This window comes from Salmonella sp. 741265073_HBA (assembly GCF_046569105.1).
Classification (GTDB): Bacteria; Pseudomonadota; Gammaproteobacteria; order Enterobacterales; family Enterobacteriaceae; genus Salmonella; species Salmonella enterica.
In genome coordinates this window covers 12026-31929 of the sequence record NZ_JBKFRY010000023.1, presented here as the reverse complement: position 1 = coordinate 31929, position 19904 = coordinate 12026, and the positions used below count along the sequence as shown (strand labels likewise).

Genomic DNA, 19904 nt, shown 5'->3' with positions numbered 1-19904 from the left:
TCTGCGTTTCGCAATCCGTGAAGGCGGCCGTACCGTTGGCGCGGGCGTTGTTGCTAAAGTTCTCGGCTAATCGCTGATAACATTTGACGCAATGCGCAATAAAAGGGCATCATTTGATGCCCTTTTTGCACGCTTTCACACCAGAACCTGGCTCATCAGTGATTTTATTTGTCATAATCATTGCTGAGACAGGCTCTGTAGAGGGCGTATAATCCGAAAGGCGAATAAGCGTTTCGATTTGGTTTGCCTCGCGATTGCGGGGTGAAAATGTTTGTAGAATACTTCTGACAGGTTGGTTTATGAGTGCGAATACCGAAGCTCAAGGGAGCGGGCGCGGCCTGGAAGCGATGAAGTGGATAGTTGTTGCCATATTGCTGATCGTCGCAATCGTCGGCAACTACCTCTATCGCGACATGATGCTGCCGCTGCGTGCGCTGGCCGTAGTAATTCTGATTGCTGCAGCGGGTGGTGTCGCGCTGTTGACGACAAAAGGTAAAGCAACCGTTGCTTTTGCCCGTGAAGCGAGAACCGAAGTCCGTAAGGTCATTTGGCCGACTCGCCAGGAAACGCTGCACACCACGCTGATCGTCGCTGCGGTTACCGCAGTTATGTCACTGATCCTGTGGGGACTGGATGGTATTCTGGTTCGCCTGGTATCCTTTATCACTGGCCTGAGGTTCTGAGATGTCTGAAGCACCTAAAAAGCGCTGGTACGTCGTTCAGGCGTTTTCCGGTTTTGAAGGCCGCGTAGCCACATCGCTGCGCGAGCATATCAAATTACACAATATGGAAGAGCTGTTTGGCGAAGTCATGGTGCCGACTGAAGAAGTCGTTGAGATCCGTGGCGGCCAGCGTCGCAAAAGCGAACGCAAATTCTTCCCGGGTTACGTTCTGGTCCAGATGGTCATGAACGACGCAAGCTGGCACCTGGTGCGCAGCGTGCCGCGTGTGATGGGCTTTATCGGCGGTACGTCTGACCGTCCGGCGCCGATCAGCGACAAAGAAGTCGATGCGATCATGAACCGCCTGCAGCAGGTTGGCGATAAGCCGCGGCCGAAAACTCTGTTTGAACCGGGTGAAATGGTTCGTGTTAACGACGGTCCGTTCGCAGACTTTAACGGCGTTGTCGAAGAAGTCGATTATGAGAAGTCTCGCCTGAAAGTGTCTGTTTCTATCTTCGGTCGTGCGACCCCGGTAGAGCTGGACTTCAGCCAGGTTGAGAAAGCGTAAGGCTGCGATCAAAAAAGCAGCGATCTAATCGTTGCATAGGGCGCGAAATTGACATACAATTTCGCGCCTTTTGTTTTTATGGGCCTTATGCCCATAAAGCGATATTTATCACGGGGAGCTTCTTTGAAGCGATACTACCCAATTCGAGGAATTTAGAATGGCTAAGAAAGTACAAGCCTACGTCAAGCTGCAGGTTGCAGCTGGTATGGCGAACCCGAGTCCGCCGGTTGGTCCAGCACTGGGTCAGCAGGGTGTGAACATCATGGAATTCTGCAAAGCGTTCAACGCAAAAACGGATTCCATCGAAAAAGGTCTGCCGATTCCGGTTGTTATTACCGTTTACGCTGACCGTTCTTTCACCTTCGTTACCAAAACGCCTCCGGCAGCTGTTCTGCTGAAAAAAGCGGCTGGTATCAAGTCTGGTTCCGGCAAGCCGAACAAAGACAAAGTAGGTAAAATTTCCCGCGCTCAGCTGCAGGAAATCGCGCAGACCAAAGCTGCCGACATGACCGGTGCCGACATTGAAGCGATGACTCGCTCCATCGAAGGTACTGCACGTTCCATGGGCCTGGTAGTGGAGGACTAAGAAATGGCTAAACTGACCAAGCGTATGCGCGTGATCCGTGAAAAAGTTGATGCGACCAAACAGTACGACATCAACGAAGCTATTGCCCTGCTGAAAGAGCTGGCCACTGCTAAATTCAACGAAAGCGTTGACGTTGCCGTTAACCTCGGCATCGATGCTCGTAAATCTGACCAGAACGTTCGTGGCGCGACTGTACTGCCGCACGGTACTGGCCGTTCTGTTCGCGTTGCCGTATTTACCCAGGGCCCGAACGCTGAAGCAGCTAAAGCTGCTGGCGCTGAGCTGGTAGGTATGGAAGATCTGGCTGACCAGATCAAGAAAGGCGAAATGAACTTCGACGTTGTTATCGCATCCCCGGATGCAATGCGCGTTGTTGGCCAGCTGGGCCAGGTTCTGGGTCCGCGCGGCCTGATGCCAAACCCGAAAGTCGGTACCGTAACCCCTAACGTTGCTGAAGCGGTTAAGAACGCTAAAGCAGGTCAGGTTCGTTACCGTAACGACAAAAACGGCATCATCCACACCACCATCGGTAAAGTGGACTTTGACGCTGACAAACTGAAAGAAAACCTGGAAGCTCTGCTGGTTGCGCTGAAAAAAGCAAAACCGAGCCAGGCGAAAGGCGTGTACATCAAGAAAGTTAGCATCTCCACCACCATGGGTGCTGGCGTTGCCGTTGATCAGGCTGGTCTGAGCGCATCTGCGAACTAAGATTAGTCTTTACGTGGGCGGTGATTTTGTCTACAATCTTACCCCCACGTATTCTGCTAGTTGCAGACGTATATCCGAGATATTCGGGTTGTGGCAAGGCGGCAACTGAGTGAGTCGCCAGGAGCATAGCTAACTATGTGACTGGTGCGAACGAAGGAAGCCAACGCCGCCACAAGCTGAATAGCGGCGGATAGAAAAGATTTGTTCGTTGGAGCCTGGCCTATCCAGGCCTCCGTCGAAGACCGCAGGCGTCTCGCAAGAGGCTTAATCCCCTGCGTAGACGGTGACAGAACGCTAAGATTATTTTTGATACTCTGGCTTGTTTCTGCTCACCGTATTAAGACGCTCTTCTCGTTGAGATGAGTGAAGTGAGTTCCGGAACATGAGTTCCGGCAAACATCCAGGAGCAAAGCTAATGGCTTTAAATCTTCAAGACAAACAAGCGATTGTTGCTGAAGTCAGCGAAGTAGCCAAAGGCGCGCTGTCTGCAGTAGTTGCGGATTCCCGTGGCGTAACTGTAGATAAAATGACTGAACTGCGTAAAGCAGGTCGTGAAGCTGGCGTATACATGCGTGTTGTTCGTAACACCCTGCTGCGCCGCGTCGTTGAAGGTACTCAGTTCGAGTGCCTGAAAGACACGTTTGTTGGTCCGACCCTGATTGCATACTCTATGGAACACCCGGGCGCTGCTGCTCGTCTGTTCAAAGAGTTCGCGAAAGCGAATGCAAAATTTGAGGTCAAAGCTGCAGCCTTTGAAGGTGAGCTGATCCCGGCGTCTCAGATCGACCGCCTGGCAACTCTGCCGACCTACGAAGAAGCAATTGCACGCCTGATGGCAACCATGAAAGAAGCTTCGGCTGGCAAACTGGTTCGCACACTGGCTGCTGTACGCGATGCAAAAGAAGCTGCGTAATCGCAGTTGTCTTTATCAAGCATTTGCTTACGTATAAACTTATTCTGATATTCAGGAACAATTTAAATGTCTATCACTAAAGATCAAATCATTGAAGCAGTATCCGCTATGTCCGTAATGGACGTTGTAGAACTGATTTCTGCAATGGAAGAAAAATTCGGTGTTTCCGCTGCTGCTGCTGTAGCTGTAGCTGCTGGCCCGGCTGAAGCTGCTGAAGAAAAAACTGAATTCGACGTAATTCTGAAAGCTGCTGGCGCTAACAAAGTTGCTGTTATCAAAGCAGTACGTGGCGCAACTGGCCTGGGTCTGAAAGAAGCTAAAGACCTGGTAGAATCTGCTCCGGCCGCTCTGAAAGAAGGCGTGAGCAAAGATGACGCTGAAGCACTGAAAAAATCTCTGGAAGAAGCTGGCGCTGAAGTTGAAGTTAAATAAGCCAACCCTTCCGGTTGCAGCCTGAGAAATCAGGCTGATGGCTGGTGACTTTTTAGTCACCAGCCTTTTTGCGCTGTAAGGCGCCAGTAGCGTTTCACACTGTTTGACTACTGCTGTGCCTTTCAATGCTTGTTTCTATCGACGACTTAATATACTGCGACAGAGCGTACGTTCTGTGTAAATCGCAATGAAATGGTTTAAGCGTGATAGCAACAGGCATTGCGGAAAGTATCCATTTTCCGGTCAACAAAATAGTGTTGCACAAACTGTCCCCCGCAGGACAGATGGGTCGACTTGTCAGCGAGCTGAGGAACCCTATGGTTTACTCCTATACCGAGAAAAAACGTATTCGTAAGGATTTTGGTAAACGTCCACAAGTTCTGGATGTACCTTATCTCCTTTCTATCCAGCTTGACTCGTTTCAGAAGTTTATCGAGCAAGATCCTGAAGGGCAGTACGGCCTGGAAGCAGCCTTCCGTTCCGTGTTCCCGATTCAGAGCTACAGCGGTAATTCCGAGCTGCAGTACGTCAGCTACCGCCTTGGCGAACCGGTGTTTGACGTTCAGGAATGTCAGATCCGTGGCGTGACCTATTCCGCACCGCTGCGCGTAAAACTGCGTCTGGTGATCTACGAGCGCGAAGCGCCGGAAGGCACCGTAAAAGACATTAAAGAACAAGAAGTCTACATGGGCGAAATTCCGCTCATGACCGACAACGGTACCTTTGTTATCAACGGTACTGAGCGTGTTATCGTTTCTCAGCTGCACCGTAGCCCTGGCGTCTTCTTTGACTCCGACAAAGGTAAAACCCACTCTTCGGGTAAAGTGCTGTATAACGCGCGCATCATTCCTTACCGTGGTTCTTGGCTGGACTTCGAATTCGATCCGAAGGACAACCTGTTCGTGCGTATCGACCGTCGCCGTAAACTGCCTGCGACCATCATCCTGCGTGCGCTGAACTACACCACTGAGCAGATCCTTGACCTGTTCTTTGAGAAAGTCGTCTTCGAAATTCGCGACAACAAGCTGCAGATGGAGCTGATTCCAGAACGTCTGCGCGGCGAAACCGCGTCGTTCGATATCGAAGCTAACGGCAAAGTGTACGTTGAAAAAGGCCGTCGCATTACCGCGCGTCACATCCGTCAGCTGGAAAAAGACGATATCAAGCATATCGAAGTTCCGGTTGAGTACATCGCAGGTAAAGTCGTCTCTAAAGACTACGTTGACGAATCCACTGGCGAGCTGATCTGCGCGGCGAACATGGAGCTGAGCCTGGATCTGCTGGCTAAGCTGAGCCAGTCCGGCCACAAGCGTATCGAAACGCTGTTTACCAACGATCTGGACCACGGCCCGTACATTTCTGAAACGGTACGCGTCGACCCAACTAACGATCGTCTGAGCGCGCTGGTAGAAATCTACCGCATGATGCGCCCTGGTGAGCCGCCGACTCGTGAAGCGGCTGAAAGCCTGTTCGAGAACCTGTTCTTCTCCGAAGACCGCTATGACCTGTCTGCGGTGGGTCGTATGAAGTTCAACCGTTCTCTGCTGCGCGACGAAATCGAAGGTTCCGGTATCCTGAGCAAAGACGACATCATTGATGTCATGAAGAAGCTCATCGATATCCGTAATGGTAAAGGCGAAGTGGATGATATCGACCACCTCGGCAACCGTCGTATCCGTTCCGTCGGCGAAATGGCGGAAAACCAGTTCCGCGTTGGCCTGGTGCGTGTAGAGCGTGCGGTGAAAGAGCGTCTGTCTCTGGGCGATCTGGATACCCTGATGCCTCAGGATATGATCAACGCCAAGCCGATTTCCGCCGCAGTGAAAGAGTTCTTTGGTTCCAGCCAGCTGTCTCAGTTTATGGACCAGAACAACCCGCTGTCTGAGATTACGCACAAACGTCGTATCTCCGCACTCGGCCCAGGCGGTCTGACCCGCGAACGCGCAGGCTTCGAAGTTCGAGACGTACACCCGACGCACTACGGTCGCGTATGTCCTATCGAAACGCCGGAAGGTCCGAACATCGGTCTGATCAACTCCCTGTCCGTGTACGCACAGACTAACGAATATGGCTTCCTTGAGACGCCGTACCGTCGTGTGGTTGATGGCGTGGTCACTGACGAAATTCATTACCTGTCTGCTATCGAAGAAGGCAACTACGTTATCGCTCAGGCGAACTCCAACCTGGATGACGAAGGCCACTTTGTAGAAGATTTGGTTACCTGCCGTAGCAAAGGCGAATCCAGCTTGTTCAGCCGTGACCAGGTTGACTACATGGACGTTTCCACCCAGCAGGTGGTCTCCGTCGGTGCGTCCCTGATCCCGTTCCTGGAACACGATGACGCCAACCGTGCATTGATGGGTGCGAACATGCAACGTCAGGCGGTTCCGACTCTGCGTGCTGATAAGCCGCTGGTGGGTACCGGTATGGAACGTGCTGTCGCCGTCGACTCCGGTGTTACTGCAGTAGCTAAACGTGGCGGTACTGTTCAGTACGTGGATGCGTCCCGTATCGTTATCAAAGTTAACGAAGACGAGATGTACCCGGGTGAAGCAGGTATCGACATCTATAACCTGACCAAATACACCCGCTCTAACCAGAACACCTGTATCAACCAGATGCCATGTGTGTCTCTGGGCGAGCCGGTTGAACGCGGCGACGTGCTGGCAGACGGTCCGTCCACCGACCTCGGTGAACTGGCGCTCGGTCAGAACATGCGCGTGGCGTTCATGCCGTGGAACGGCTACAACTTCGAAGACTCCATCCTCGTCTCCGAGCGTGTGGTTCAGGAAGACCGTTTCACCACCATCCACATTCAGGAACTGGCGTGCGTGTCCCGCGACACCAAGCTGGGGCCGGAAGAGATCACCGCTGATATCCCGAACGTGGGTGAAGCTGCGCTCTCCAAACTGGATGAATCCGGTATCGTTTACATCGGTGCGGAAGTGACCGGCGGCGACATTCTGGTCGGTAAGGTGACGCCGAAAGGTGAAACCCAGCTGACGCCGGAAGAGAAACTGCTGCGTGCGATCTTCGGTGAGAAAGCGTCTGACGTTAAAGACTCTTCTCTGCGCGTACCTAACGGTGTCTCCGGTACGGTGATCGACGTTCAGGTCTTTACTCGCGATGGCGTAGAAAAAGACAAACGTGCTCTGGAAATCGAAGAGATGCAGCTCAAGCAGGCGAAAAAAGACCTGTCTGAAGAACTGCAAATCCTCGAAGCGGGCCTGTTTAGCCGTATCCGTGCGGTACTGGTGTCCGGCGGCGTTGAAGCTGAGAAGCTCGACAAACTGCCGCGCGACCGCTGGCTGGAACTCGGTCTGACCGACGAAGAGAAACAAAATCAGCTGGAACAACTGGCTGAGCAGTATGACGAACTGAAACACGAGTTCGAGAAAAAACTTGAAGCGAAGCGCCGTAAAATCACCCAGGGCGACGATCTGGCGCCGGGCGTGCTGAAGATCGTGAAGGTCTATCTGGCCGTTAAACGCCGTATCCAGCCGGGTGATAAGATGGCAGGTCGTCACGGTAACAAGGGTGTTATCTCTAAGATCAACCCGATCGAAGACATGCCTTACGATGAAAACGGCACGCCGGTAGACATCGTACTGAACCCGCTGGGCGTACCGTCTCGTATGAACATTGGTCAGATTCTGGAAACCCACCTGGGTATGGCTGCGAAAGGTATTGGCGACAAGATTAACGCCATGCTGAAACAGCAGCAGGAAGTCGCGAAACTGCGCGAATTCATCCAGCGTGCCTACGATCTGGGCGCCGACGTTCGTCAGAAAGTCGACCTGAGCACCTTCAGCGATGATGAAGTGCTGCGTCTGGCAGAAAACCTGCGTAAAGGTATGCCGATTGCCACACCAGTGTTCGACGGTGCGAAAGAAGCGGAAATCAAAGAGCTGCTGAAACTGGGCGATCTGCCGACCTCCGGTCAGATCACCCTGTTCGATGGCCGTACGGGTGAACAGTTCGAACGTCCGGTAACCGTCGGTTACATGTACATGCTGAAACTGAACCACCTAGTTGATGACAAGATGCATGCGCGTTCTACCGGTTCTTACAGCCTGGTTACTCAGCAGCCGCTGGGTGGTAAGGCGCAGTTCGGTGGTCAGCGCTTCGGGGAGATGGAAGTGTGGGCGCTGGAAGCTTACGGCGCCGCCTACACCCTACAGGAAATGCTCACCGTTAAGTCTGATGACGTGAACGGCCGTACCAAGATGTATAAGAACATCGTGGACGGCAACCATCAGATGGAACCGGGTATGCCGGAATCCTTCAACGTTCTGTTGAAAGAGATCCGCTCGCTGGGCATCAACATCGAACTGGAAGACGAGTAATTCTCGCTCAAACAGGTCACTGGTGTCGGGGTAAAACCCGACACCAGATTGTGCTAACTCCGACGGGAGCAAATCCGTGAAAGATTTATTAAAGTTTCTGAAAGCGCAGACTAAAACCGAAGAGTTTGATGCGATCAAAATTGCTCTGGCTTCGCCAGACATGATCCGTTCATGGTCTTTCGGTGAAGTTAAAAAGCCGGAAACCATCAACTACCGTACGTTCAAACCTGAGCGTGACGGCCTTTTCTGCGCCCGTATCTTTGGGCCGGTAAAAGACTACGAGTGCCTGTGCGGTAAGTACAAGCGCCTGAAACATCGTGGTGTTATTTGTGAGAAGTGCGGCGTTGAAGTGACCCAGACCAAAGTACGCCGTGAGCGTATGGGCCACATCGAGCTAGCGTCCCCGACTGCTCACATCTGGTTCCTGAAATCGCTGCCGTCCCGTATCGGTCTGCTGCTCGATATGCCGCTGCGCGATATCGAACGCGTACTGTACTTCGAATCTTATGTGGTTATCGAAGGCGGTATGACCAACCTGGAACGTCAACAGATCCTGACTGAAGAGCAGTATCTGGACGCGCTGGAAGAGTTCGGTGACGAATTCGACGCGAAGATGGGTGCGGAAGCTATCCAGGCCCTGCTGAAGAGCATGGATCTGGAGCAAGAGTGTGAAACTCTGCGCGAAGAGCTGAACGAAACCAACTCCGAAACCAAGCGTAAGAAGCTGACCAAGCGTATCAAACTGCTGGAAGCCTTCGTACAGTCTGGCAACAAGCCAGAGTGGATGATCCTGACCGTTCTGCCGGTTCTGCCGCCAGATCTGCGTCCGCTGGTTCCGCTGGATGGTGGTCGTTTCGCCACGTCAGATCTGAACGATCTGTATCGTCGCGTCATTAACCGTAACAACCGTCTGAAACGTCTGCTGGATCTGGCTGCGCCGGACATCATCGTACGCAACGAAAAACGTATGCTGCAGGAAGCGGTTGACGCCCTGCTGGATAACGGTCGTCGCGGTCGTGCGATCACCGGTTCTAACAAGCGCCCTCTGAAATCTTTGGCCGACATGATCAAAGGTAAGCAGGGTCGTTTCCGTCAGAACCTGCTCGGTAAGCGTGTTGACTACTCCGGTCGTTCTGTAATCACCGTAGGTCCATACCTGCGTCTGCACCAGTGCGGTCTGCCGAAGAAAATGGCGCTGGAGCTGTTCAAACCGTTCATCTACGGCAAGCTGGAACTGCGTGGCCTTGCCACCACCATCAAAGCCGCGAAGAAAATGGTTGAGCGTGAAGAAGCTGTCGTTTGGGATATCCTTGACGAAGTTATCCGCGAACACCCGGTACTGCTGAACCGTGCACCGACTCTGCACCGTCTGGGTATCCAGGCATTTGAACCGGTACTGATCGAAGGTAAAGCTATCCAGCTGCACCCGCTGGTTTGTGCGGCATATAACGCCGACTTCGATGGTGACCAGATGGCTGTTCACGTACCGCTGACGCTGGAAGCCCAGCTTGAAGCGCGTGCGCTGATGATGTCTACCAACAACATCCTGTCTCCGGCGAACGGCGAACCTATCATCGTTCCGTCTCAGGACGTGGTATTGGGTCTGTACTACATGACCCGTGACTGTGTTAACGCCAAAGGCGAAGGCATGGTGCTGACTGGCCCGAAAGAAGCTGAGCGTATCTATCGCGCAGGTCTGGCCTCTCTGCATGCGCGCGTTAAAGTGCGTATCACTGAATATGAAAAAGATGAAAACGGCGAATTCGTTGCGCACACCAGCCTGAAAGACACGACCGTTGGTCGCGCCATTCTGTGGATGATCGTACCGAAAGGTCTGCCTTTCTCCATCGTCAACCAGGCGCTGGGCAAGAAAGCGATCTCCAAAATGCTGAACACTTGCTACCGTATTCTGGGTCTGAAACCGACCGTTATTTTTGCGGACCAGACGATGTACACCGGCTTTGCTTATGCAGCGCGTTCAGGTGCGTCCGTTGGTATTGATGACATGGTCATCCCGGAGAAAAAACACGAGATCATCTCTGAGGCGGAAGCTGAAGTTGCTGAGATCCAGGAGCAGTTCCAGTCCGGTCTGGTAACCGCTGGCGAACGCTATAACAAAGTTATCGATATCTGGGCTGCGGCGAACGATCGTGTATCCAAAGCGATGATGGATAACCTGCAAACCGAAACCGTGATTAACCGTGACGGCCAGGAAGAGCAGCAGGTTTCCTTCAACAGCATCTACATGATGGCCGACTCCGGTGCGCGTGGTTCTGCGGCACAGATTCGTCAGCTGGCAGGTATGCGTGGTCTGATGGCGAAGCCAGATGGCTCCATCATCGAAACGCCAATCACCGCGAACTTCCGTGAAGGTCTGAACGTACTCCAGTACTTCATCTCCACGCACGGTGCGCGTAAAGGTCTGGCGGATACCGCACTGAAAACCGCGAACTCCGGTTATCTGACCCGTCGTCTGGTTGACGTCGCGCAGGATCTGGTAGTGACCGAAGATGACTGTGGTACGCACGAAGGTATCCTGATGACCCCGGTTATCGAGGGTGGCGACGTGAAAGAGCCGCTGCGTGACCGCGTTCTGGGTCGTGTGACGGCGGAAGATGTGCTGAAACCGGGTACCGCGGACATTCTGGTTCCACGCAACACGTTGCTGCACGAACAGTGGTGTGACCTGCTGGAAGCAAACTCCGTTGACGCCGTTAAAGTGCGTTCCGTTGTATCCTGCGACACCGACTTTGGTGTATGTGCGCACTGCTATGGTCGTGACCTGGCGCGTGGCCACATCATCAACAAAGGTGAAGCTATCGGCGTTATCGCGGCACAGTCCATCGGTGAACCGGGTACACAGCTGACGATGCGTACGTTCCACATCGGTGGTGCGGCATCGCGTGCGGCTGCTGAATCCAGCATCCAGGTTAAGAACAAAGGTAGCATCAAGCTCAGCAACGTGAAGTCGGTTGTGAACTCCAGCGGTAAACTGGTTATCACTTCTCGTAACACCGAACTGAAGCTGATCGACGAATTCGGTCGTACCAAAGAGAGCTATAAAGTGCCTTATGGCGCTGTCATGGCGAAAGGTGATGGCGAGCAGGTTGCCGGCGGCGAAACCGTGGCAAACTGGGACCCGCACACCATGCCGGTTATCACCGAAGTGAGTGGTTTCATCCGCTTCACTGACATGATCGACGGTCAGACCATTACGCGTCAGACCGACGAACTGACCGGTCTGTCTTCGCTGGTGGTTCTGGATTCGGCTGAACGTACTACCGGTGGTAAAGATCTGCGTCCGGCGCTGAAAATCGTTGATGCTCAGGGTAATGACGTTCTGATCCCGGGTACCGATATGCCTGCGCAGTACTTCCTGCCGGGTAAAGCGATTGTACAGCTGGAAGATGGCGTACAGATCAGTTCTGGTGACACCCTGGCGCGTATTCCGCAGGAATCCGGCGGTACCAAGGATATCACCGGTGGTCTGCCGCGCGTTGCCGACCTGTTCGAAGCGCGTCGTCCGAAAGAACCGGCAATCCTTGCTGAAATCGCAGGTATCGTTTCCTTCGGTAAAGAAACCAAAGGCAAACGTCGTCTGGTGATTACGCCGGTTGATGGTAGTGACCCGTACGAAGAGATGATTCCGAAATGGCGTCAGCTCAACGTGTTCGAAGGGGAACGTGTAGAACGTGGTGATGTGATTTCCGATGGTCCGGAAGCGCCGCACGACATTCTGCGTCTGCGTGGCGTTCATGCTGTGACGCGTTACATTGTTAACGAAGTTCAGGATGTATACCGTCTGCAGGGCGTTAAGATTAACGATAAACACATCGAAGTTATCGTTCGTCAGATGCTGCGTAAAGCGACCATCGAAAGCGCCGGTAGTTCCGACTTCCTGGAAGGCGAACAGGTTGAATACTCTCGCGTCAAGATCGCTAACCGCGAGCTGGAAGCGAACGGCAAAGTGGGGGCTACCTTCTCCCGCGATCTGTTGGGTATCACCAAAGCGTCTCTGGCAACCGAATCGTTCATCTCTGCCGCATCGTTCCAGGAGACCACGCGTGTCCTGACCGAAGCAGCCGTTGCGGGTAAACGCGACGAACTGCGCGGCCTGAAAGAGAACGTTATCGTGGGTCGTCTGATCCCGGCCGGTACCGGTTATGCGTACCACCAGGATCGTATGCGCCGTCGTGCCGCGGGCGAGCAGCCAGCAACACCGCAGGTCACTGCGGAAGATGCATCTGCCAGCCTGGCAGAACTGCTGAACGCAGGTCTGGGCGGTTCTGATAACGAGTAATCGTTAAATGGTGGAGGGGTATTTGTCCCTCCACCAGCATTGTGCTGGGGCTTGTACATCAAGTTGTTACAGGGAAGGGGAAATGCCAGCAATCATTTCATTATTTTATTTAGTGTTTGGTTTTTTTTTATTTACAAGAAAAATTAGGATCTCAAAACTTCTCTCTGGGTTTTTATTGTTTTTGTCATTGAATATATTGCAACATAACCCTCTGCTGATATTTATCTATTGTCTTTTTATTATCATTGCCACTATTATTATTGGCAGAATAAATACCAGCAAAGCCAAAAAAGAAGTTTTTTATTTTTCAATGCCATGCTGGCTTTTAATTTTATCTGTAATTATAAATTTAATGAATAAATGAATTATTTTTTCATGTCTCTTGTTTCTCGCATTATTTGTAAAAACTCATTATCACTGGTTATATGAATAAATTGTCCAGTTTTTGCATTATATTTTGCCATCGCGCAGGGAATACTATTACCGCCGTTAGCCATAACAAATTTTGCTTTCGTATTACGATAAAGATTGACACCAGGAATGGGGTCCTGCCCGAATGTATAAGGCGTTGGGACACTTACATTATGTTTTTCTGAGAACCACTTTGGTAACTTCCCACCAAAACCATCAATCGGGGTGATGAATGTAGAAAATCCACAATACTCAAAATTGAAAGTTTTTTTACCATTGGGTTTGGTTTTTTCTGTAACATTGAGTCCAAATGTGACTTTAAATTTATCCCATAAATCTAAGTTATTAAAGTCTATTGGCTCGCCATTATAAAATGCCTGCTGTTCATACATTAAATGATAAACTTGTTTTAATACCTGTATGCTGGTAGGGCTAATAGTATTCGCAAAGGAGGGTAAGCCATTTTTGCTATAAATCTGTTCTTTTATAAAATATATACATGTGCCTTTGAAAAGATTCATGTCCTGTCCTTACAGTCAAACGTTTATTAATGGGTACGATGATAAAAGACGTCATCTAATTATTACAGTTATTTTGGAGATGTTTTTATCAGGAATGCATTATATTTGCTATATGAATATTGTTGATTGAAGCTGATAAGCTAATAAATAGCTATTATTTTGAGTTGAAAAAACACGGGCCCGGTAAAGTGTGTATCACTGGGCGATTGAAAAGAAATTAATCGATTAAAGGCAACCGACGATACAGCTCAATCATGCCGCCTGCCAGATCCTGAATAACCATTGCATTCATCAGATGATCTTGCGAGTGCACGGTGATCAAATTGACCGGCAACTTACTCGTACCTTCGTCGATACCGAGAAGTTAGGTCTGAATTTTACGTGCCACTTTCACGTAATCTCGCGATTTCTCCATTGCCTGCCCTGTGCCGACGAAATCCCCTTTGCGCGCCAGTTAAACTGCGGTTCACGCCTGGCTACGTGTTGCTCCCGCGTTGACCAATAGCTCCATGATAATTGTTTCTAACTCTTCCATGCTGTTACTCTATCAGTTTAAACGCTTTCTCCAGCACCGCATCGCCTTTCATCATACCGTAATCCATCATATCGATAACTGCGACCTTCTTGCCTAATGGGTCAGTAAGCGCCTGAGCTTGGCTTGTTCATACTTAACCTGTGGACCCAGCAGAACAATACCCGCTGTAGCGATGTTCTCTTTGAATTCGGCGTTGATGTGACTTCCACGCCTTTTTCTGAGCCGCGTCTTTCATTCTTTGTACCAGCTCACGGTTATGTTGATACTTCATTTTTAATCCGGGCAGGTGATGAGAACAATTGTCTTACTGTGAATGTGTAAAGCATCACACAAAAACTGAAACCGGTTACATGAATTCGCCAGCTTTCCAGCAGCCTTCAAACATAGTGAAGGCAGGGCGAAACGAGGAAGACGCTTTTCGCCCTGGACTACATTCCCGCTGACGGCACTACCATGAAAAACGTAACGCTTTCAACAGCCTTTAATTTTTCGTGGCAGCGCGGAATAAATTTACGTTTTTACATTCTCTCTCATCTGCTTTGCGAAGTGCGCCCCAGCCAACTGTCCCAGTCTTTCCACACGGGCTGTAACCCTTGCGCGCTTAACGCGCTTGCTACGGTTTCAGGCCGACGGGCATCGTGGGGAGAAAACTGCTCAAGTTCCGGATGATCGTCAGCGTAGCCACCGGGCTGGGTTTTCGAGAAGGCGCTAACGTTGTTGATCGCCAACGGGATCACGTTATCGCGAAACCACGGCGATTCGCGGGTGGAGAGTGATAATTCAATTTCCGGCGCCAATAACCGGAAAGCGCAAATCGTTTGCACCAGTTGCTTTTCATCCATCACAGATGCGGGTTCCACACCGCCAGTACACGGACGCAGACGCGGGAAGGAAACAGAATAGCGACTCTGCCAGTACTGTTTCTGCATCCACAACAGATGCTCCGCCACCATATAGCAATCCACCCGCCAGTTGTCCGACAGACCAATTAGCGCGCCAAGACCGATTTTGTCGATACCTGCCCGGCCTAACCGATCCGGCGTTTCCAGCCGCCAGAAAAAATCCTGTTTCTTTCCCTTCAGGTGATGCTGTGCATAGATTGCCTCATGGTAAGTTTCCTGATAAACCATCACGCCATCGATCCCCAGCGTTTTGAGCTCCGCATAGTTTTCTTGCGACAAGGGCTGGACTTCCATCTGTAATGATGAAAATTGACGACGGATAGCCGGTAAATGACGGCGAAAATAGTCCATGCCGACTTTGGCCTGATGTTCGCCAGTCACCAGCAACAGATGCTCAAAGCCCAGTTTACGGATAGCATCGCACTCCCTTTGAATATCCACCTCATCCAGCGTTTTACGCTTAATGCGGTTGCTCATCGAGAAACCGCAGTAGGTACAGTCGTTGGCGCACAGGTTCGAGAGATAAAGCGGCACATAGAAACTGACGGTGTTGCCAAAGCGCTGGCGGGTAAGTTTTTGCGCGCGCTGCGCCATCGGCTCCAGATAATCGGCGGCAGCGGGGGAGAGCAGAGCCATCAAATCGTCCCGGCTAAGATGCGCGGCGTTCAGCGCGCGCTCCACGTCGGCGGCGGTTTTACCGTTGATACGCAGGCGAATATCGTCCCACTCCAGTTGCCGCCATCGGTCGGTGAAGGTTTTCATGCTAACGCCTCCAGAAACCCGGTGAGCGGGCTGGTGGCGCTGGCGTAGGTGCTACGATTACCCGGCACCGCCTGACGCGCCAGTACTCCCGCTTCTACCGCCAGGCGGAAAGCGGTTGCCATCATCACCGGATCGTCCGCCACGGCAATCGCCGTGTTGACCAGTACCGCATCAGCGCCCATTTCCAGCGCCTGCGCCGCGTGGCTGGGTACGCCGATTCCGGCGTCGACCACCACCGGCACGGTGGCCTGCTGGATAATAATCTCCAGCATCGCTTTGGTTTCCAGCCCCTGATTCGAACCGATAGGCGCGCCAAGCGGCATCACCGCCGCGCAGCCGACCTCTTCCAGCCGCTTGCACAACACCGGATCCGCGCCGCAGTAGGGCAGTACCACGAAGCCCTGCTTCACCAGCGCCTCGGTAGCTTTTAGCGTTTCGATCGGGTCCGGCAATAGCCAGCGGGCATCCGGATGGATTTCTAATTTCAGCCAGTTTGTGCCCAGCGCTTCACGCGCCAGCTGGGCGGCGAAGATCGCTTCTTCAGCGGTTTTCGCCCCTGAAGTATTGGGTAACAGCGTGACGCCCGCTTCAATGAGCGGCGTGAGGATAGCGTCGTTGTGCTGACGTAAATCCACGCGCTTCATCGCCAGCGTCACCAACTGGCTGCCGGAGGCGCGAATCGCCTCGATCATCAGCGGCGACGAAGCAAATTTTCCGGTGCCGGTGAACAGATGTGAATCAAACGTTTTATCGGCAATACGTAACATATCAACCCCCTGCAATAACCTGAAAAAGCAGGATCTGGTCGCCTTCCTGCACGATTTGCTGCTGCCACTGCTCGCGTGGCAGGATCTGCTGATTGAGCGCCAGCGCCGCGCCCGGTTTAAGCTGATTGAGTTGCGTGAGCAGCTCACTGACGGTTTGCCCTTCGGCGCACTGCATCGGTTCATCATTGAACTGAATCTGCATGTCGCCCTCCGCAGACCGGACAGCCGCTGGCGCGATGCAGCGCGAGGCTGCGCCACTGGCTGGTTTTACCGTCAAAGAGGCGTAGCTCACCGCTCGGTGTTTCCATCCCGCTAAGCAATTTAATTGCCTCCAGCGCCTGCAAGGTACCCATCACGCCCACCACCGGGCCGAGCACGCCAGCGGTGCGGCAGTTACGTTCCGGCTCGACATCATCCGGCCACAGGCAGCGGTAACAGCCTTGTCCCCACGGCGGCGTGAGCACCATCAATTGGCCGCCAAAGCCGACGGCGCTGGCGGAAATTAACGGAGTGTTGAGCGCCACGCAGGCGGCGTTAATTTCCTGGCGCGTGGCCATGTTATCGGTACAGTCGAGCACCACGTCGGCTCGCGCGACCGCGTTTTTAAGCACATCGCCAGTCAGACGCTGTTGCAATACGATCAGCTCGCTACCGGGGTTGAGCTGCGCCAGCCGTAGCTTTGCCGACTGCGCCTTCGGGTGGGCGATATCGTCGGTGGTGAACAGAATTTGCCGCTGGAGATTGCTCAAGTGAACATCGTCATCATCCGCCAGCGTCAGTGTGCCGATGCCTGCCCCCGCCAGATACAGCGCGGCGGGTGAACCTAACCCGCCTAAACCTACGATCAGGACATGACTCGCGAGCAACTTTTGCTGGCCTTCAATGGCGATATCGCCGAGCAGGATTTGCCGGCTGTAGCGCATAAAATCGCGGTCATTCATCGCCAACTCCCGCAATATCCAGTAACTGCGCGGTAGCGGCGCGCCAGTCGGCAGCCTGAGTAATGGCGCTGACCACGGCAATACTGCCGACGCCAGTAGCCAGTACCGCCGGAGCGCGTTCAAGGCTGATGCCGCCGATCGCGACGGTCGGGTAATCCGCCAGTCGTTCAATATGACTGGCCAGTTGCGCCAGCCCCTGCGGGGCGGAAGGCATCTGCTTGGTTTGAGTAGGGAAGACGTGACCCAGCGCGATATAAGAAGGCTTAGCGGCCAGCGCGACGTCTATCTCCATATCATCGTGGGTCGATACGCCCAGGCGTAAGCCCGCCGCCTGAATCGCTTTCAGGTCGGTGGTTTCAAGGTCTTCCTGGCCCAGATGCACGCCGTAAGCGCGGTGCTTAATTGCCAGCCGCCAGTAATCGTTGATAAACAGGCGGGCGTCATAACGACGCCCCAGTGCGATGGCGGAGATAACGTCGGCTTCTACCTCTTCATCGCGCTTATCTTTGATACGCAACTGGATCGTGCGCACGCCTGCCTCCAGCAGGCGCTCAATCCATGCAACGCTGTCCACCACCGGGTAAAGCCCGAGGCGGAACGGCACGGTCGGGAAATCAGGCTGATACATCAGACTTCCTCCCGCTTGAGATAGATTTCGCCACCTTTGGCGCGGAAGTTTTCCGACATATCCGCCATGCCGACTTCAATGGCTTGCGCGGCGGCGTAATCGCGGACTTCCTGGCTGATTTTCATCGAGCAGAACTTCGGCCCGCACATGGAGCAGAAGTGGGCAATCTTGCCGGACTCCTGTGGCAGGGTTTCATCGTGATAAGCGCGGGCGGTGAACGGGTCGAGCGCGAGGTTAAACTGATCTTCCCAGCGGAATTCAAAGCGCGCTTTCGACATGGCGTTATCGCGGATCTGCGCGCCCGGATGTCCTTTGGCTAAATCCGCGGCGTGGGCGGCGATTTTGTAGGTGATTAGCCCCTGCTTCACATCTTCTTTGTTTGGCAGGCCGAGATGCTCTTTCGGCGTCACGTAACACAGCATCGCACAACCGAACCAGCCGATCATCGCCGCGCCAATACCGGAGGTGAAGTGGTCATAGCCCGGCGCGATATCGGTGGTCAACGGCCCTAAGGTGTAGAACGGCGCTTCGTGGCAGCTCTCCAGCTCTTCGGTCATGTTGCGCTGAATCATATGCATCGGCACGTGGCCCGGGCCTTCAATCATCACCTGCACGTCGTATTCCCAGGCGATTTTGGTCAGCTCGCCCAGCGTATGCAGCTCGGAGAACTGCGCTTCGTCGTTGGCGTCCTGAATGGAGCCGGGGCGCAGGCCGTCGCCCAGCGACAGGGAAACGTCGTAGGCGGCGCAGATTTCGCAAATCTCGCGGAAATGTTCGAACAGGAAGTTCTCTTTGTGATGGGAGAGACACCACTTCGCCATGATCGAACCGCCGCGCGAGACAATCCCGGTCAGGCGTTTGGCGGTCATCGGCACGTAGCGCAGCAGCACGCCCGCGTGGATGGTGAAGTAGTCGACGCCCTGTTCGGCCTGCTCCAGCAGCGTGTCGCGGAACGCTTCCCAGGTAAGATCTTCGGCGATCCCGTTGACCTTCTCCAGCGCCTGGTAGATCGGTACAGTACCGATCGGTACCGGGCTGTTACGCAGGATCCACTCACGGGTTTCGTGAATATAGCGACCGGTGGAGAGATCCATTACCGTATCCGCGCCCCAGCGGGTTGACCACACCAGTTTTTCCACCTCTTCTTCGATAGAGGAGGTGACCGCCGAGTTGCCGATGTTGGCATTCACTTTGACCAGGAAGTTGCGGCCAATAATCATCGGCTCCGATTCCGGGTGGTTGATGTTGGCAGGAATAATCGCGCGGCCCGCAGCCACTTCATCACGTACGAATTCCGGCGTAATGTTTTCCGGCAGGCGCGCGCCAAAGTTCATCCCCGGATGCTGGTGGCGCAGTACTTCACTGCGGATACGCTCCCGGCCCATGTTTTCACGGATGGCGATGAACTCCATTTCGGGAGTGACGATCCCCTGGCGGGCATAATGAAGTTGCGTCACGCGGTGTCCGGCTTTGGCGCGTTTTGGCGTTAACAGACCGGTAAAACGCAGATCGTTCAGGCCATCGTCGGCCAGACGTTCTCTGGTGTAAGCCGAGCTACGGTCGTCTAATTCTTCGCTATCGTTACGTGCGTCAATCCACGGCTGGCGCAGTTTCGCCAGACCCTGCTGGACGTTAATCGCCACCTCAGGATCGCCATAGGGGCCGGAGGTGTCGTACACCGGCACGGGTTCGTTCTCTTCAAACTGCGGGTTGTCTTTACTGCCGCCGATAAGCGTCGGGCTAAGTTGAATTTCGCGCATCGGTACGCGAATATCATGCTGCGAACCGGTCACGTAGATGCGTTTCGAGTTGGGAAATGCGGTGCCTTCCAGCGTATCGATAAAATGCTGGGCTTTAGCGCGCTGCTCGCGGCGGGTTAACGTTGTTGTAGACATAGCTCATTCCAAAAAATTAAGGACGTG

16 protein-coding genes and 3 pseudogenes are annotated in these 19904 nt (G+C 53.2%); 10 read left to right on the top strand and 9 right to left on the bottom strand.

What is annotated here, in order from left to right:
- The 10 genes from ACLD3P_RS20975 to ACLD3P_RS20930 all read left to right on the top strand — a co-directional run.
- Nucleotides 1–70 (top strand): hypothetical protein (locus ACLD3P_RS20975; protein ID WP_168992435.1); only part of this gene is annotated, 70 nt, incomplete at its 5' end.
- 229 nt (nucleotides 71–299) lie between these two features.
- Nucleotides 300–683, top strand: a complete 384-nt coding sequence (secE, locus tag ACLD3P_RS20970) for a preprotein translocase subunit SecE (protein ID WP_001275691.1) — start codon at nucleotides 300–302, stop codon at nucleotides 681–683.
- 1 nt (nucleotide 684) lies between these two features.
- Complete coding sequence (gene nusG, locus ACLD3P_RS20965; RefSeq protein ID WP_001287521.1) at nucleotides 685–1230, top strand: transcription termination/antitermination protein NusG; 546 nt, start codon at nucleotides 685–687, stop codon at nucleotides 1228–1230.
- Nucleotides 1231–1387: 157 nt separating this feature from the next.
- On the top strand, nucleotides 1388–1816 hold the full coding sequence (rplK, locus tag ACLD3P_RS20960) for a 50S ribosomal protein L11 (RefSeq protein ID WP_001085926.1): 429 nt from the start codon (nucleotides 1388–1390) through the stop codon (nucleotides 1814–1816).
- 3 nt (nucleotides 1817–1819) lie between these two features.
- A complete protein-coding gene (gene rplA, locus ACLD3P_RS20955) occupies nucleotides 1820–2524 on the top strand; it encodes a 50S ribosomal protein L1 (RefSeq protein WP_001096676.1) in 705 nt (234 codons plus the stop codon).
- Between the two features lie 415 nt (nucleotides 2525–2939).
- The gene (gene rplJ, locus ACLD3P_RS20950; RefSeq protein WP_001207203.1) at nucleotides 2940–3437 is read left to right on the top strand and encodes a 50S ribosomal protein L10; all 498 of its coding nucleotides are present in this window, start codon (nucleotides 2940–2942) and stop codon (nucleotides 3435–3437) included.
- Nucleotides 3438–3503: 66 nt separating this feature from the next.
- Complete coding sequence (gene rplL, locus ACLD3P_RS20945) at nucleotides 3504–3869, top strand: 50S ribosomal protein L7/L12 (protein ID WP_000028882.1); 366 nt, start codon at nucleotides 3504–3506, stop codon at nucleotides 3867–3869.
- 317 nt (nucleotides 3870–4186) lie between these two features.
- Nucleotides 4187–8215 carry a DNA-directed RNA polymerase subunit beta gene (rpoB, locus tag ACLD3P_RS20940; RefSeq protein WP_000263105.1) on the top strand — a complete coding sequence of 1343 codons (4029 nt, stop codon included), beginning with the start codon at nucleotides 4187–4189 and terminating at the stop codon, nucleotides 8213–8215.
- A gap of 76 nt (nucleotides 8216–8291) precedes the next feature.
- A complete protein-coding gene (gene rpoC, locus ACLD3P_RS20935; protein WP_000653965.1) occupies nucleotides 8292–12515 on the top strand; it encodes a DNA-directed RNA polymerase subunit beta' in 4224 nt (1407 codons plus the stop codon).
- Nucleotides 12516–12597: 82 nt separating this feature from the next.
- Nucleotides 12598–12879: a hypothetical protein gene (locus tag ACLD3P_RS20930; RefSeq protein ID WP_001110911.1), complete on the top strand. Its 282-nt coding sequence runs from the start codon at nucleotides 12598–12600 to the stop codon at nucleotides 12877–12879.
- Nucleotide 12880: 1 nt separating this feature from the next.
- Here ACLD3P_RS20930 and ACLD3P_RS20925 read toward each other — a convergent pair.
- The 9 genes and pseudogenes from ACLD3P_RS20925 to thiC all read right to left on the bottom strand — a co-directional run bounded on the left by ACLD3P_RS20925 (nucleotide 12881) and on the right by thiC (nucleotide 19877).
- Nucleotides 12881–13227: pseudogene (locus ACLD3P_RS20925) on the bottom strand (cytoplasmic protein).
- A 437-nt stretch (nucleotides 13228–13664) separates the two neighbouring features.
- Nucleotides 13665–13901, bottom strand: a pseudogene (locus ACLD3P_RS20920) (PTS lactose/cellobiose transporter subunit IIA).
- An 85-nt stretch (nucleotides 13902–13986) separates the two neighbouring features.
- Nucleotides 13987–14253, bottom strand: a pseudogene (locus ACLD3P_RS20915) (PTS sugar transporter subunit IIB).
- Nucleotides 14254–14512: 259 nt separating this feature from the next.
- Entirely contained in the window at nucleotides 14513–15646 is a 1134-nt protein-coding gene (gene thiH / locus ACLD3P_RS20910) for a 2-iminoacetate synthase ThiH (protein WP_131046894.1), read from the bottom strand.
- On the bottom strand, nucleotides 15643–16413 hold the full coding sequence (thiG, locus tag ACLD3P_RS20905) for a thiazole synthase (RefSeq protein WP_411006655.1): 771 nt from the start codon (nucleotides 16411–16413) through the stop codon (nucleotides 15643–15645). Before thiG ends, thiH begins: the two co-directional genes overlap by 4 nt.
- Before the next feature lies 1 nt (nucleotide 16414).
- Nucleotides 16415–16615, bottom strand: a complete 201-nt coding sequence (thiS, locus tag ACLD3P_RS20900; RefSeq protein WP_411006654.1) for a sulfur carrier protein ThiS — start codon at nucleotides 16613–16615, stop codon at nucleotides 16415–16417.
- On the bottom strand, nucleotides 16596–17354 hold the full coding sequence (locus tag ACLD3P_RS20895) for a HesA/MoeB/ThiF family protein (RefSeq protein ID WP_131046891.1): 759 nt from the start codon (nucleotides 17352–17354) through the stop codon (nucleotides 16596–16598). Before ACLD3P_RS20895 ends, thiS begins: the two co-directional genes overlap by 20 nt.
- Nucleotides 17347–17982 carry a thiamine phosphate synthase gene (gene thiE / locus ACLD3P_RS20890; protein ID WP_076936080.1) on the bottom strand — a complete coding sequence of 212 codons (636 nt, stop codon included), beginning with the start codon at nucleotides 17980–17982 and terminating at the stop codon, nucleotides 17347–17349. Before thiE ends, ACLD3P_RS20895 begins: the two co-directional genes overlap by 8 nt.
- Complete coding sequence (gene thiC / locus ACLD3P_RS20885) at nucleotides 17982–19877, bottom strand: phosphomethylpyrimidine synthase ThiC (protein WP_411006653.1); 1896 nt, start codon at nucleotides 19875–19877, stop codon at nucleotides 17982–17984. The genes thiE and thiC overlap by 1 nt, the downstream gene beginning before the upstream one ends.
- Nucleotides 19878–19904: the final 27 nt, after the last annotated feature.

What these genes read in the sequence shown, in the direction of transcription:
- secE (WP_001275691.1), top strand. Translation starts at nt 300, where the DNA reads ATGAGTGCGAATACCGAAGCTCAAGGGAGCGGGCGCGGCCTGGAAGCG.
- nusG (WP_001287521.1), top strand. Translation starts at nt 685, where the DNA reads ATGTCTGAAGCACCTAAAAAGCGCTGGTACGTCGTTCAGGCGTTTTCC.
- rplK (WP_001085926.1), top strand. Translation starts at nt 1,388, where the DNA reads ATGGCTAAGAAAGTACAAGCCTACGTCAAGCTGCAGGTTGCAGCTGGT.
- rplA (WP_001096676.1), top strand. Translation starts at nt 1,820, where the DNA reads ATGGCTAAACTGACCAAGCGTATGCGCGTGATCCGTGAAAAAGTTGAT.
- rplJ (WP_001207203.1), top strand. Translation starts at nt 2,940, where the DNA reads ATGGCTTTAAATCTTCAAGACAAACAAGCGATTGTTGCTGAAGTCAGC.
- rplL (WP_000028882.1), top strand. Translation starts at nt 3,504, where the DNA reads ATGTCTATCACTAAAGATCAAATCATTGAAGCAGTATCCGCTATGTCC.
- rpoB (WP_000263105.1), top strand. Translation starts at nt 4,187, where the DNA reads ATGGTTTACTCCTATACCGAGAAAAAACGTATTCGTAAGGATTTTGGT.
- ACLD3P_RS20930 (WP_001110911.1), top strand. Translation starts at nt 12,598, where the DNA reads ATGCCAGCAATCATTTCATTATTTTATTTAGTGTTTGGTTTTTTTTTA.
- thiH (WP_131046894.1), bottom strand. Translation starts at nt 15,646, where the DNA reads ATGAAAACCTTCACCGACCGATGGCGGCAACTGGAGTGGGACGATATT.
- thiG (WP_411006655.1), bottom strand. Translation starts at nt 16,413, where the DNA reads ATGTTACGTATTGCCGATAAAACGTTTGATTCACATCTGTTCACCGGC.
- thiS (WP_411006654.1), bottom strand. Translation starts at nt 16,615, where the DNA reads ATGCAGATTCAGTTCAATGATGAACCGATGCAGTGCGCCGAAGGGCAA.
- ACLD3P_RS20895 (WP_131046891.1), bottom strand. Translation starts at nt 17,354, where the DNA reads ATGAATGACCGCGATTTTATGCGCTACAGCCGGCAAATCCTGCTCGGC.
- thiE (WP_076936080.1), bottom strand. Translation starts at nt 17,982, where the DNA reads ATGTATCAGCCTGATTTCCCGACCGTGCCGTTCCGCCTCGGGCTTTAC.
- thiC (WP_411006653.1), bottom strand. Translation starts at nt 19,877, where the DNA reads ATGTCTACAACAACGTTAACCCGCCGCGAGCAGCGCGCTAAAGCCCAG.